The 13,414-nt window shown below is 63.4% G+C and carries 11 protein-coding genes; 2 read left to right on the forward strand and 9 right to left on the reverse strand.

Annotation, left to right across the window (positions count from 1 at the left end; translation table 11 throughout):
• Nucleotides 1-304 precede the first annotated feature (304 nt).
• The 7 genes from ndk to D8W71_RS19990 all read right to left on the reverse strand — a co-directional run bounded on the left by ndk (nt 305) and on the right by D8W71_RS19990 (nt 8,580).
• The gene (ndk, locus tag D8W71_RS19960) at nt 305-718 is read right to left on the reverse strand and encodes a nucleoside-diphosphate kinase (protein WP_121115911.1); all 414 of its coding nucleotides are present in this window, start codon (nt 716-718) and stop codon (nt 305-307) included.
• A gap of 39 nt (nt 719-757) precedes the next feature.
• Entirely contained in the window at nt 758-1,165 is a 408-nt protein-coding gene (locus tag D8W71_RS19965; RefSeq protein WP_121115913.1) for a DUF4233 domain-containing protein, read from the reverse strand.
• Entirely contained in the window at nt 1,162-2,586 is a 1,425-nt protein-coding gene (gene folC / locus D8W71_RS19970) for a bifunctional tetrahydrofolate synthase/dihydrofolate synthase (RefSeq protein ID WP_121115915.1), read from the reverse strand. Before folC ends, D8W71_RS19965 begins: the two co-directional genes overlap by 4 nt.
• Entirely contained in the window at nt 2,583-5,255 is a 2,673-nt protein-coding gene (locus tag D8W71_RS19975) for a valine--tRNA ligase (protein ID WP_121115917.1), read from the reverse strand. The genes folC and D8W71_RS19975 overlap by 4 nt, the downstream gene beginning before the upstream one ends.
• Nucleotides 5,256-5,313: 58 nt before the next feature.
• Complete coding sequence (locus D8W71_RS19980) at nt 5,314-7,314, reverse strand: prolyl oligopeptidase family serine peptidase (RefSeq protein WP_442971985.1); 2,001 nt, start codon at nt 7,312-7,314, stop codon at nt 5,314-5,316.
• Between the two features lie 58 nt (nt 7,315-7,372).
• Entirely contained in the window at nt 7,373-8,083 is a 711-nt protein-coding gene (locus tag D8W71_RS19985; protein WP_236078108.1) for a SigB/SigF/SigG family RNA polymerase sigma factor, read from the reverse strand.
• 74 nt (nt 8,084-8,157) lie between these two features.
• Nucleotides 8,158-8,580, reverse strand: a complete 423-nt coding sequence (locus D8W71_RS19990; protein ID WP_121115923.1) for an ATP-binding protein — start codon at nt 8,578-8,580, stop codon at nt 8,158-8,160.
• Between the two features lie 186 nt (nt 8,581-8,766).
• Between D8W71_RS19990 and malQ the strand changes: the two genes are divergently transcribed.
• Together malQ and fdhD are read left to right on the forward strand one after the other, a co-directional pair.
• A complete protein-coding gene (malQ, locus tag D8W71_RS19995; protein WP_121115925.1) occupies nt 8,767-10,902 on the forward strand; it encodes a 4-alpha-glucanotransferase in 2,136 nt (711 codons plus the stop codon).
• A gap of 114 nt (nt 10,903-11,016) precedes the next feature.
• On the forward strand, nt 11,017-11,841 hold the full coding sequence (fdhD, locus tag D8W71_RS20000) for a formate dehydrogenase accessory sulfurtransferase FdhD (RefSeq protein WP_121115927.1): 825 nt from the start codon (nt 11,017-11,019) through the stop codon (nt 11,839-11,841).
• On the opposite strand, the gene D8W71_RS20005 is transcribed toward fdhD, so the two are convergent.
• Both D8W71_RS20005 and D8W71_RS20010 read right to left on the reverse strand, forming a co-directional pair.
• Nucleotides 11,831-12,475, reverse strand: a complete 645-nt coding sequence (locus D8W71_RS20005) for a CoA transferase subunit B (RefSeq protein ID WP_121115929.1) — start codon at nt 12,473-12,475, stop codon at nt 11,831-11,833. The genes fdhD and D8W71_RS20005 overlap by 11 nt on opposite strands.
• Nucleotides 12,472-13,218, reverse strand: a complete 747-nt coding sequence (locus D8W71_RS20010; RefSeq protein ID WP_121119627.1) for a CoA transferase subunit A — start codon at nt 13,216-13,218, stop codon at nt 12,472-12,474. The genes D8W71_RS20005 and D8W71_RS20010 overlap by 4 nt, the downstream gene beginning before the upstream one ends.
• Nucleotides 13,219-13,414: the final 196 nt, after the last annotated feature.

The following is a 13,414-nucleotide window of genomic DNA, read 5'->3' on the forward strand; positions in this document are numbered from 1 at the left end:
CATCGCACCTTCCGGTGTCATCCGGTTGCTGTCACGAGAACACCGTTGTCATGGCGTTCGATCGTCCTGCTGTCGAGCTGTACTGCACCGCCTGGCGGCACTGCACTGACTGGCTGTAATGCACTTCTTCTACTTCTGATGGAGAAATTGAACGAAAGCCTGTCGCCGGTGAAACCAAAACTGTGAAGCAACCGTCACGAGTATCCCACACCGGGGGTAGTGGACCCGCCACACCGCAGAAGAATGCATCTTCGGCGGCGTGGCGGGCACACCGGAACTTCCGATTACCGTTCCGGTGGAGAAATCAGGACAGGTTGGGGAACCACAGAGCGATCTCGCGCTCTGCCGACTCGACGGAGTCCGAGCCGTGCACGAGGTTCTGCTGCCCGTCGAGAGCGAGATCGGCGCGAATGGTGCCGGGAACCGCTTTCTCGACGGGGTCGGTCCCACCGGCGATCTGACGGAAGGCCGCGATTGCCCGCGGTCCTTCGAGGACAGCTGCAACGACGGGCCCCGACGTGATGAACTCCAGCAGGTCGGGAAAGAACGGTTTGCTTTCGTGCTCGGCGTAGTGAGCACTGGCCAATTCGGTGGGAACGGACTTGAGTTCCAGTGCGGCGATACTCAGTCCTTTCTTCTCGATTCGGCCGAGAATCTCTCCCACGTATCGGCGGGCAACTCCATCGGGCTTGATAAGTACAAGGGTGCGCTCGGTCACGACAACAGAGCGTAGTGGACGGCTCTTCGCCACCGGCGGTCAGCTCTCGTCGCGTTGACCGGCCAGTAGTCCTTGCTCGATCCGGCGCGTGATGTCCCGGCGTAGATACAGCAGGTATGCCCACACGATCGCGAAGATCACTCCGACGATCCCGATGGAGAGGTGGATGAACACCCCGGCCAGGATCAGCACCTGAAGACCCAGGTTGATCTGCATCGCCTGCGGACGCCGTTGCATTCCGCTCGCCAGCACGAGTAGTACCGCGATCCCCACGATGTAGAGAGTCGAGAACCATCCGAGCCCGCCACCGACGGTCGACACGACGGGCAGGGCCAGGAGCACGACGATCATCTCCAGGATGAGTGTCCCGGCACAGACGCCGCGAAAGCCCTTCCACGGATCGGTCGTCGGCGGCCTGTAACTGGGCGTCTGTTCGTCCTCGCTCATCCCGGTTCCTTTCCGAACAGCGATCTCGCGGCGCCTGCCGTCACGACCGAGCCGGTGACGATCACGCCGGCACCGGACACAGCTTCACCTGGGTCGGCGACGTCCTCCGCGAGGGCTATCGCAGTCTCGACGGCGTCAGCCAAAGTCTCGGAGACGACGACGCGTTCGTCGCCGAACTTCGCCACTGCGATATTGGCGAGTTCCTCGACGTCCATCGCACGGGGTGAGCCGTTGTGCGTGACCACGATCTCGTCGAGCACCGGTTCCAGCGCAGTGAGCATCGCATCGACATCCTTGTCCCCCATGACGCTGACGACCCCGACCAATTTGCGGAAGTCGAACTCCGCGGCCAACGTCGACGCGAGCGCACGCACACCGTGCGGGTTGTGCGCGGCGTCGAGAAAGACCGTCGGCGCATTGCGTACCCGTTCCAGTCGCCCAGGGTTGACGGTCGACGCGAACGCCGCCTGAACGGTTTCCACGTCGAGCTGCCGATCTGCGCCAGCGCCGAAGAAGGCCTCCACAGCGGCGAGAGCCAAGGAAGCATTGTGTGCCTGATGTTCACCGTGCAGCGGGAGGAAGATATCGGTGTACACCCCGCCGAGCCCCTGCAGTTCGAGTTGCTGACCGCCCACCGCGATGCGCCGAGCGAGTACCCGGAACTCCGATCCCTGCCTGGCGACTGCGGCATCGGCCTCGACTGCCGCGCGCAGGAGAACCTCGGCGACCTCGGGCTTCTGCTCCGCGATGATCGCTACGGTGTCGCGCGGGACGAGGCGCTCGGGTGCCTTCTTGATGATCCCGGCCTTCTCCGCCGCGATGCCCGCTAGATCCGAACCGAGAAACTCGACGTGATCGATGTCGATGGGCGTGATCACGGCGACTTCGCCGTCGACGACGTTGGTTGCGTCCCAGCGCCCCCCGAGGCCGACCTCGACGACGGCCACCTCGACAGGAGCCTCCGCGAAGGCCGCGAAGGCCATCGCCGTCGTCACCTCGAATTTGCTCATGCGAGGGCCACCGGACGCCTCGGACTGCGCGTCCACCATCTCGATGAACGGTGCGATCTCGTTGTACGTGTCGACGTAAAGACGCGGCGAGATCGGCTTGCCGTCGATGCTGATGCGCTCGGTGGCAAGTTGCAGATGCGGGCTCGTTGTCCGCCCGGTCCTGCGGTGAAAATGCGTCAGCAATGCGTCGATCATCCGGGTTACCGAGGTCTTGCCGTTGGTGCCTGCGACGTGAATCGACGGGTATGCCTTCTGGGGCGACCCGAGCAAGTCCATCAAGGCAGCTATGCGGGCAATGCTCGGCTCGATCTTCGTTTCGGGCCAACGCTTGTCGAGTTCCGCTTCCACGAGCGCCAGTTCCGCAAGATCGACCGGCCCGGGATCGATCTTGTGGCCGTCGAATTCGTTCACTGTGTACCCATCGCTTCGAGGCGCGCGCTGATGCGGGCAATCTCTTCGGTGGCGATCTGTTGGCGTCCACGAATCTTGTCGACCACGGCGTCCGGCGCCTTCGCGAGGAACGCCTCGTTCCCGAGCTTCGCCGTCGTCTGTGCCAGTTCCTTCTCCGCTGCCGCGAGATCCTTCACCAGTCGGGCACGTTCGGCCACGAGGTCGACAGTCCCCGAAGTGTCGAGTTCGACAGTCACGGTCGCCCTGGACAGACGTACCTCCACTGAGGCCGTGGCACTGAAGTCGCCGTCGGGCTCGGTGAGCTTTGCCAGCGCCCGGGTGGCCGGTATCTGGGCGGCGAGATCGGCCGCGTCGACTCCCACGATCTTGGCCGCAACCTTTTGCGACGGCTTCAGACCCTGGTCACTGCGGAAGCGACGAACTTCGGTGATCAGCTTCTGCATGTCGGACACACGTTGCGCTGCAACGAGGTCCGCGTCGAGATCGGTCGCGGTCGGCCACGATGCCACGACGATCGACTCACCTCCTGTCAGTACCTTCCACAGCGTCTCGGTGACGAACGGAATCACCGGGTGCAGCAGGCGTAGCAATGCGTCGAGCACGTTGCCCAGCACGCCGCGCGTCGACTCGGCCAGTGCGTCGTCCGAGAACTGCACCTTCGCGATCTCGAGGTACCAGTCGCACACCTCGTCCCACGCGAAGTGGTACAACGCCTCGCAGGCCTTGCTGAACTCGTAGCGCTCGAACGCCGTATCCACCTCGGCGCGAACGTGATTGAGACGATCGAGGATCCATCGATCGGCATCGGTCAGCTCGGAGCGAGCCGGAAGCTCGGCCGGCGCAGCGCCGTTCATCAACGCGAACTTCGTGGCGTTGAAGAGCTTGTTGGCGAAGTTGCGCGACGACTGAGCGTGATCCTCACCCACGGACAGGTCCGCACCCGGGTTGGCGCCCCGAGCGAGCGTGAAACGCAGCGCATCTGCGCCGAATCGCTCGACCCAGTCCAGAGGATCGATCCCGTTACCCTTGGACTTGGACATCTTCTTGCCGAACTGGTCTCGGACCAGACCGTGTAGGAACAAGTCCTTGAACGGAACCTTTCCGGGATTCTCCCCCGCATTCAGTGACGCGTCCGACGCAACGTAGGTACCGAACATCATCATGCGCGCCACCCAGAAGAACAGGATGTCGTACCCGGTGACCAGAACCGAGGTCGGGTAGAACTTCGCGAGATCGTCGGTGGCGTCGGGCCAGCCCATGGTCGAGAACGGCCAGAGTCCCGAGGAAAACCACGTGTCGAGGACGTCCGGATCCTGTTCCCAGCCTGCCGGTGCGGTTTCACCCGGCCCCAGGCAGACGGATTCGCCGTCGGGGCCGTACCAGATGGGGATGCGATGCCCCCACCACAGCTGACGCGAAATGCACCAGTCGTGCATGTTGTCGACCCAGGCGAACCAGCGTGGTTCCTGGCTCGCGGGATGAATGACCGTGTCTCCGTTTCGGATCGCATCTCCGGCTGCTGCGGCGAGGCCGTCGACTTTGACCCACCACTGCAGCGACAGACGGGGCTCGATCGACTCGCCGCTGCGCTCGGAGTGTCCGACACTGTGGACGTACGGCCGCTTTTCGGCGACGACGCGGCCCTGTTCGGCCAGAGCCTCGCGCACCTTGACCCGAGCCTCGAACCGGTCGAGACCGTCGAATTCGGTACCGGTGTCGGCGATTCGACCTGCCTTGTCCATGATTGTCGGCATCGGCAAGTTGTGCCGCAGGCCCATCTCGAAGTCGTTCGGGTCGTGCGCCGGAGTAATCTTCACTGCGCCGGTGCCGAATTCGGGATCGACGTAGTCGTCGGCGATGATCGGTATTTCTCGGCCCGTGAACGGGTGTGGGAGCGTCGTTCCGACGAGATGCCTGTACCGCTCGTCCTCGGGGTGAACCGCGACGGCGGTATCGCCCAGCATCGTCTCCACGCGCGTAGTGGCGACGATGACGTGCGGCTCGTCGTCGTTCAGCGATCCGTACCTGAGCGAGACGAGTTCACCCTCGACGTCCTCGAACTTGACCTCGATGTCGGAAATCGCGGTCTGCAGCACCGGCGACCAGTTGACGAGGCGCTCGGCCCGGTAGATCAGACCGTCGTCGTACATCCTCTTGAACATGGTCTGCACTGCGTGCGAAAGACCATCGTCCATCGTGAAGCGTTCACGACTCCAATCGATTCCATCCCCGATGAGTCGCATCTGGCCGGTGATCTTTCCGCCCGTCGAGCGTTTCCAGTCCCACACCTTGTCGATGAACAGTTCGCGGCCGAAGTCTTCTTTGGTCTTGCCGTCGACAGCGAGTTCCTTCTCGACTGCGATCTGCGTCGCGATACCGGCGTGATCCATGCCGGGTAGCCACAGCACCTCGAAGCCGAGCATGCGCTTGCGTCGGCTCAACGCATCCATCAGCGTGTGGTCGAGCGCGTGTCCCATGTGCAGCGAACCGTTGACGTTGGGCGGCGGCAGCACTATCGAGTACGGAGGCTTGCCGCTGGAAGGATCGGCCTCGAAGTAACCGGCGTCGACCCAGCCCTGATACAGCTCTGCCTCTACCGCACTCGGGTCCCAGCTTTTCGGCAAGGCATCGGCGGGGGTCTCTTGGGTCTTCGGCGCTGAACTGGTCACCGGTCGATTCTAGTGGTCGACGCGGCGAGCCCCGACTCGCGCCCTTTCGGCCGAGGACTCAACCCAATGCTTCCGGCAGGTCGACCGTCTCCCCCAGCACGTGCTCGGCAAGGAACGAGAAGACGACCTCGTACCAGATTTTTGCGTGTTGGGGCGTCAGGACCCAGTGGTTCTCGGTCGGGAAGTACAGCAGCCGATGGTCGGTCTTTCCCTCGTCGTCAGCAGGAATTCCCGATTCGCTGAGCAGTTCGTACCAGAGCCGAAGGCCTTCACCGATCGGGACACGGTAGTCCTTGTCACCGTGGATGACCAGCATCGGAGTGACGATGTCCGCCACGAACAGGTGGGGCGAATTCTCCACCGCCATCTCTGGGGACATCTCACGTTGCCAGTAGTAGGCGACGTCCGTAGTCGGACCGAACTGGTCGAGTGCCCACAGGCTGGCGTGCGAGACGATCGCGTCGAACCGATCGGTATGACCGGCAATCCAGTTGGCCATGTACCCGCCGAACGATCCGCCCATCGCCGCAGTCCTGGTCTCGTCGATCTGCGGTAGCGCTGCTGCGGCGTCGGTGATGGTCATCAGGTCGGTGAAGGGCTCCTTGCCCCACCGGCCCCAACCTCGTTGAACGAACTTCTGGCCGTATCCGGTGGAGAGCGCGGGGTCGGGCAGCAGCACCGCGTATCCCTTGGCAACGAGCAACCACGGGTTCCAACGCCACGACCACGTGTTCCACGAGCCCAGTGGTCCTCCGTGCACCCACAACAGCAGCGGCGCCTTCGCAGTGTCGGACGCGTCGTGCGGCACTGCGAGCCACGCCCTCACTCGCTGCCCGTCGTCGGTGGTCGCGTCGATCTCGGTGAGTATTCCCGGCAACTCCGACGCTTCGTCGGCCGGAAGGAGCCGGCGGATCTCACCGGTGCCCGGGTCGATGCGCACGGGATGCGGCGGCTGGAGGTACGACGCCTCGAGCGCGAAGACGGAGCCGTCGACGCCTGCATGGACGTGGGTGTATGCCGCATCGGAATCGGTCAGGCGTGACGCGACGCCTCCGCGGACGAGATAGATCGGCGCGCGGCCGTTGTCGTCGGCGACGACGAGAACACCGCTCCCGTCGACGAGCCATACGGGGTTCGTCGGCCACAGGTCCCACTCGGGAACGGCGTCCTCGACCACGCCCGACGCGATGTCGAGAAGTTGGAGACCGACTCGCGGCGCGTCGTCGGGAGTGGACAGCGATTCCCTGACGAATGCGACTCGCTGGCCGTCGGGCGAGATCGCTGGTGAGCCCAGGTCCGCAGCGTCGTCGTCGACCAGTACGGTTCGTTCACCCGACGCGACGAGAATTTTCACCAGCACGGTCCGCGATGTGGCGAGCGCGCCGGGGACCGTCCATGTCGACACGACGAACGACCCGTCGGGGCTCACGTCGTACGACGCCTCGTGCAGAGCACCACCCGCGCTGTCGGTTATTCGTCGGGCAGCGTTGCCGTCGGACACGAACAGATGAGGAGTGGCGGGACCCAGGTCGTGATCCCAGTGTCTGACCGGATATCCCGAGTGCAGTACAGCGGAAATCTTCCCGTCCTTGCGGGCCGAGAGAATTCTTTCGTCCGCTTCCTCGGTGTCGGCAGATGGATGTACGTCCGAGACAGCCACGAATACGGCTGAGCTCGTAGCAGCGCGAATTCCGGAGAACCCCGCGGCGCGTGAGGCGACGAGGCGCGCCTCACCACCCGATCTCGGTAGCGACCAGAGCGCCGCGGCCTCGTCGTCCGCGGATGCACGACGAACGAACAACAGGTCACCCGCCGCGGAGAACGCGGGACCCGACGATCCTTCGGGGTTCCATGTCAGACGCCGAGCCGGCTGCACACCGTCGACGTCGATCTCCCACAGCGCGCTGACGTACTTCGACCCGCCGGAGTCCGGTTCGGCGATCGCGACCACTGCCCTCGAACCGTCTGTCGACACCGCGAGGTCGCTGACCCTCGGTGCCGATACGTACCGATCCAGGTCGTCGAACAATCCGGCTGGCTTCGCTGACACTGGCGTCACTCCTGAGTCGAAAGAGTCCCTCGTTGCTCAGCGAATGCTACGGCCTAGCGAAACCAACTCAGCTAGGTCCGAGGTCATCCCTCAGTTGAGCCAACGTTCGCGCGAGGATCCTCGACACGTGCATTTGGGAAATACCCATCCGCTCGGCGATTTGAGTCTGCGTCATCGACCCGAAGAACCGGAGAATGACGATCTGGCGTTCTCGTTCGGGCAGCTTCTCCAGCGCCGGACGAACCGTCAGATAGCTCTCCATCTTCTCGAGCTCGGGGTCGTCGGCCCCGAGCGTGTCCATCAGAGGTAGGCGGTCGTCGCTGACCACCGAGTCGACGGACACGGTCTGGTAAGCACTTCGAGCGAGAAGCGCCTGCGATGCTTCCTTGACGTCGATGTCGAGTTCGGCGGCGATCTCACTGGCTGTCGGCGCACGACCGAGCTTCTGAGACAGTGTGCCCACCGCTCCCGAAATCATCGAGTTGAGCTCCTTCATCCGCCGCGGAACGCGAACCGACCAGCCGGCGTCACGGAAGTAGCGACGCGCCTCGCCCATGATCGTGGGCACGGCGAACGAGACGAAATCCGATCCGCGTTCGATGTCGAAACGATCGACAGCATTGACGAGACCGAGCCGAGCCACCTGGAGGAGATCTTCGTGCGCTTCACCACGACCGCCGAACCTACGGGCGATGTGTTCGGCGAGAGGGAGGCACCGCGTGATGATGCGGTCCCGCAAAACCTGACGTGCAGGAGAGCCGACTTCGAGAGCCTGCATCTGCTGAATGAGGGGAACTACTTCGCTGTAATCGTCCGACTGACGCCGCGTCGGTTTTTCGTACGGCACGGGCACTATACGGTGCTCCTCCGCTTGACCGCGTCCACTGCCACGGCCGATCCACCCGAGGCCGACGACGCGCTCAGCGAGATGGAATCGGTCAACGTCTGCAGCACGTGCCAGCCGAAGCTGTCGCCCTTCGGGACTCGATCGGAGTGGACCACGGATGTCGTTGTGATACGCATGCCGGTGGGACTCACGACGAACGAACAGCTCAGCTCCGCGCCGTCGACTGCCCCCGAAATCAGCTCCGAGCAGACTTCGTCCACGACGAGCTTGATGTCCGCGATGTCGTCGAGGGTGAAGTCCGCCAACACCGCAAGTGTCTCGGCGACAGCCCGTACAACCGGCAACTGATCGGCGTTCGCAATCACCCGCAGCTCGACCGGTGCGCCGGAATCTCGTTCCAGCTCTTCGATCTTGCCGACGCCAGTCATTCGCGCTCCCTATCCGTTGTCTCGACAAACCTCGATCTTCGCAAGCACGCTGTCCACGACGACCGTGAACTTCATGCCGTGACCGCGATCAGACTACCCGGGGTTGCCCGAGTTCAATCTCGGCTGCACACCGAAGACGCGCGACTGGACATGACGTGAGTCCGTGCGCCTGGCACGATCGACCGAGTGACCTACTCTTCGCAGTTGCGCGAGCTCGCTGAATCTCGCGGTGTGTCCACGTCGTACCGCGGGTGGGACCAGACCGAACGCGAGGTCTCCGAGACCACCCTCCGCCGGATCCTCGCGGCCCGCGGCATTGCGGCAGACACCCAGGACGAGGTGTCCGCGTCGTTGTCCCAATACGACGAAGCCCGCTGGCGGCGCACGCTCCCCCCGGTGATCGTCACCGTCGCCGGTGAGCCAGGGTCCGTAGAAGTACATGTGCCACACGGTGAATCGGTATCGGTCTCGGTGACCACGGAATCGGGGGAGACGGTCCCACTCCGTCAACTACAGGTATGGGTCGATCCCCGCGAGATCGACGGTGCACTGGTGGGGCGAGCGACCTTCGAGCTTCCCCACGACCTCACGACGGGCTGGCACACCGTGACGGCCACCGTCGGTTCCGGGTCGGAACTCGGAACACAGGCGACGAGTCCGCTCGTCGTCACCCCTGCCCGCCTGTCCGCGAACGACGCACTACTGGGTCGTCAGCGAACCGGTCTCGCCGCGCAGCTCTACTCGATCCGGTCGGACAGATCGTGGGGCGTCGGTGATTATGCCGATCTCGCCGACCTTGCAGCCATCGCGGGAGGAACGCACGGATTCGACTATGTGCTCGTCAATCCGCTGCACGCTCAGCGACCCGCACCACCGGTCGAGGCCTCGCCCTACCTTCCGACGACACGACGGTTCTTCGACCCCATGTACATCAGGGTCGAGGACATTCCCGAAACGTCGTACCTTCCCCGCGATCAGTACGCCAAGGTGCGGGAGTCTGCACGCATGTTCGCGAAGGCGAACAAACGCACCAAACGAATCGATCGAAACCCGTCGTTCCGCGCGAAACTTCGGTCGCTGGAACGAATTCATCGGATCCCGCGCTCTGCAGCGCGGCAGGCCGAGTTCGACGCGTTCGTCGCACGAGAAGGCGATGGTTTGAGCGACTTCGCGCTGTGGTGCGCCCTGGCCGAGAAGTACGGTCCCGAGGACAAGATCTGGACCGGCAAGGCAGCGAATCCGGGTACCGAGTTCGCCACGTCGTTCCGCCTGCAAGCCGCGAAGAGGATCGCATTTCACACGTGGCTGCAGTGGGTCTGCGACGAGCAACTGGGGCGGGCACAACTATCGGCCCGGCGCGCGGGCATGGACATCGGAATCATGCACGACCTCGCGGTCGGCGTGCACCGTCGTGGTGCCGACGCCTGGACGCTGGGAGATGCGTTGACAACGGGAGTCACCGTCGGCGCTCCCCCGGACAACTTCAACCAGCAGGGCCAGAACTGGAACCAGCCACCCTGGAACCCCGATCGGTTGCGCGAGTTGGGATATGCGCCGTATCGCGACATGCTTCGCACCATCCTGAGGCAGGCAGGCGGTATCCGCGTCGACCACATCCTCGGACTGTTTCGACTGTGGTGGATCCCGGAGGAGTCCGAGACCCCAGCGGACGGCGCTTACGTCACCTACGACCACGAGGCGCTCATCGGCATCCTCGTACTCGAAGCAGAACGTGCCGGTGCGGTCGTGGTCGGCGAGGACCTCGGTGTGTTCGAGCCGAGCGTTCAGCATTACCTCGGGCAACGAGGAGTATTCGGAACGTCGATCCTGTGGTTCGAGAACGACGGCGGTTCGCCGATCCCGCCCGAGGACTACCGCGAGCTGTGCCTGACTTCGGTCACCACTCACGATCTGCCGCCGACCGTCGGATACCTCCGTGGCGAACACATCGCACTACGCTCGCGCCTGGGTCTGCTCGAGCGTGATGTGGAGGCCGAAATCGAGCACGACGCTGCCGGGCGCGACGCGGTGATCGGCCTCGCTCGCGCTCGCGGGTTGGTTCCCGCCGACGCGTCCGAGCAGGACACGGTCGAGGCGCTGTATTGCCTGATCGCGCGGAGCCCGTCCAACCTTCTCGGTGTCGCACTCGTGGATGCCGTAGGCGAGAACCGTATTCAGAATCAACCCGGTACCGACGAGACCCAGTATCAGAACTGGCGTGTCCCGTTGGCAGATCACACGGGTAAAGCCGTGTGGGTGGACGATCTCGCCGATCATCCGCGAATGGTGTCGCTCGTTGCGGCGCTCCGCGCCCGTGCGTGAGTAATGACATTCCGCGGTAATTACGCGCTCACGAGGCGGTCACGCCTCGTGAGCGCGTAATTACGGTCGGTGGTCACTACGCACGCACGGGCGCCGAAGGCGCATACTCGAGGAATGGGACGAATCACCGCCCGGCGCCCGGTCATCCGGATCCGTGGTCCATACGAAAGTTCGCGTCCGGACACCCTGGTCGTCGAAGAGCCACTCGAAATTCGGGTGAACGGTTCTGCGCTCGCGGTGACGATGCGAACCCCCGGCCACGACATCGAACTGGCACACGGGTTTCTGTTGACGGAGGGCGTCATCAGCGGACGCGACGACATCGCGGTGGCGAGGTATTGCGACGGCGTGGACGACGACGGCCAGAACACCTACAACGTTCTCGACATCGTGCTGTCGCCCGGAGTTCCGCCGCCCGATCCCGGCGTGGAGCGCAACTTCTACACGACGTCCTCGTGTGGAGTGTGCGGGAAAGGTTCGCTGGATGCGGTCCGCTTGAAAACTCGACACTCGCCCGCAGGCGATGAGACAGAGGTCAAGTCATCGGTTCTGAAGACCCTTCCAGACACACTGCGCGCGTCCCAGAAAGCGTTCGACTCGACAGGCGGGCTCCACGCCGCAGCTTTGTTCGACACCGACGGCACCATGCTGGTCAGTCGCGAAGACGTAGGTCGCCACAACGCCGTGGACAAGGTGATCGGCTGGGCAACCGGCGAAAATCGAATTCCGATCGGTGGCACAGTGCTGATGGTCAGCGGGCGTGCCTCGTTCGAACTTGCGCAGAAAGCCGTGATGGCGGGCATTCCGATTCTCGCTGCCGTTTCGGCTCCGTCGTCTTTGGCCGTCGACCTTGCCGAGGAGTCCGGTGTGACGGTCGTGGGGTTCCTGCGCGGCGAGAACATGAACCTCTACTCGCACACACGGAGAGTCACACGCTGAGCTGTGCACCCGTCGCAGCGCGGACCTGCTCTTCGGTGATTCCCGGTGCAGTCTCGACGAGCCTAAGACCGTGCTCGGTCACGTCGAGGACGGCCATGTCGGTGATGATGCGCTGAACGCATCCGAGTCCGGTGAGGGGAAGGGTGCAGGATTCCAGGATCTTGTGCTCACCCTTCTTGGACACGTGTTCCATCATCACGATGACTCGTCGAGCACCGTGGACGAGGTCCATCGCGCCGCCCATTCCTTTGACCATGTGCCCGGGAATCATCCAGTTCGCAAGATCGCCCGTTGCACTTACCTGCATCGCACCGAGCACTGCCACGTCGACCTGACCTCCGCGGATCATTCCGAACGACTGCGACGAGTCGAAGTACGAGGCTCCCGGCAGGACCGTGATCGTTTCCTTGCCCGCATTGATGATCTCGGGATCGAGTTCGTCCTCGGTGGGGTACGGCCCGACTCCCAGGACACCGTTCTCGGAGTGAAGGATCACGGTGATGTCGGTGGACAGGTAGTTCGGCACGAGGGTGGGCATCCCGATACCGAGGTTGACGTACTCGCCGTCGTTCAGTTCCTGCGCCACCCGCGCAGCCATCTGCTCTCGTGTCAGTTTCACGATTGTCTCGCTCATGCTCGCACCGTCCGCTGTTCGATTCCCACGGCCACCGGGCCGACATGCACAACACGCTGGACATGGATCCCCGGAGTGTGCACGTCGTCGGGTCCTATCTCACCTGGTTCGACCAGATGCTCGACCTGCGCGATCGTGATCCGACCCGACGCTGCGGCGGGCGGATTGAAATTTCGTGCGCTCGCGTGAAATACGAGGTTGCCGTGGCGGTCGCCCTTCCACGCGTGTACGAGTGCGTAATCGGCGACGATTCCCCGTTCCATCACGTATGTGGTGCCGTCGAAGTCGCGAGTCTCCTTGGGTGGGCTCGCAATCGCGATACCCCCGCTGCCGTCGTATCGCAGCGGTAGTCCACCGTCGGCCACCTGGGTTCCCACCCCCGCTGGGGTGAAGAAGGCCGGTATTCCTGCACCTCCCGCTCGCAGCCGCTCGGCAAGCGTCCCCTGCGGGGTCAGTTCCACCTCGAGTTCACCCGCCAGATACTGCCGGGCGAATTCCTTGTTCGATCCGACGTACGAACTGATGGTCCGTCTGATCCGTCGCTTCTCGAGAAGAACACCGAGGCCGAATCCATCTGTGCCGCAATTGTTGCTGACAACTTCCAGGTCGGTGGCGCCTTGCCGCAGGACTGCGTCGATCAGAAATTCCGGTACGCCGACCAGCCCGAACCCGCCAACCGCGACGGAAACTCCGTCAGGCATGTCGGCCACTGCTTCGGCAGCGCTCGCCACCACTTTGTCCATCATGCGTCCGACTCTAGCAAAATTCGTGCGCAATGTGAACACGTGGACGCATTGCGAACACTTCTGCCAGTTTCGTTGCTCTGAGCGCACCATCACCCGTACGATGTTCGCATTGCGGCGAGACGTCCACATCACGAACACTTTTTGTCGAACCGGAGGAACATCCGATGATTCATCCACCGCCCCGGTACACAGG

Origin of the sequence: Rhodococcus sp. P1Y (genome assembly GCF_003641205.1) — a bacterium.
Classification (GTDB): Bacteria; Actinomycetota; Actinomycetes; order Mycobacteriales; family Mycobacteriaceae; genus Rhodococcoides.

Bases quoted from the DNA above. Each gene is read 5' to 3' on its own strand.
- D8W71_RS19965 (WP_121115913.1), bottom strand. From the start codon at position 1,165: ATGAGCGAGGACGAACAGACGCCCAGTTACAGGCCGCCGACGACCGAT.
- D8W71_RS19985 (WP_236078108.1), bottom strand. From the start codon at position 8,083: ATGCAGGCTCTCGAAGTCGGCTCTCCTGCACGTCAGGTTTTGCGGGAC.
- D8W71_RS19990 (WP_121115923.1), bottom strand. From the start codon at position 8,580: ATGACTGGCGTCGGCAAGATCGAAGAGCTGGAACGAGATTCCGGCGCA.
- fdhD (WP_121115927.1), top strand. From the start codon at position 11,017: ATGGGACGAATCACCGCCCGGCGCCCGGTCATCCGGATCCGTGGTCCA.
- D8W71_RS20005 (WP_121115929.1), bottom strand. From the start codon at position 12,475: ATGAGCGAGACAATCGTGAAACTGACACGAGAGCAGATGGCTGCGCGG.
- D8W71_RS20010 (WP_121119627.1), bottom strand. From the start codon at position 13,218: ATGGACAAAGTGGTGGCGAGCGCTGCCGAAGCAGTGGCCGACATGCCT.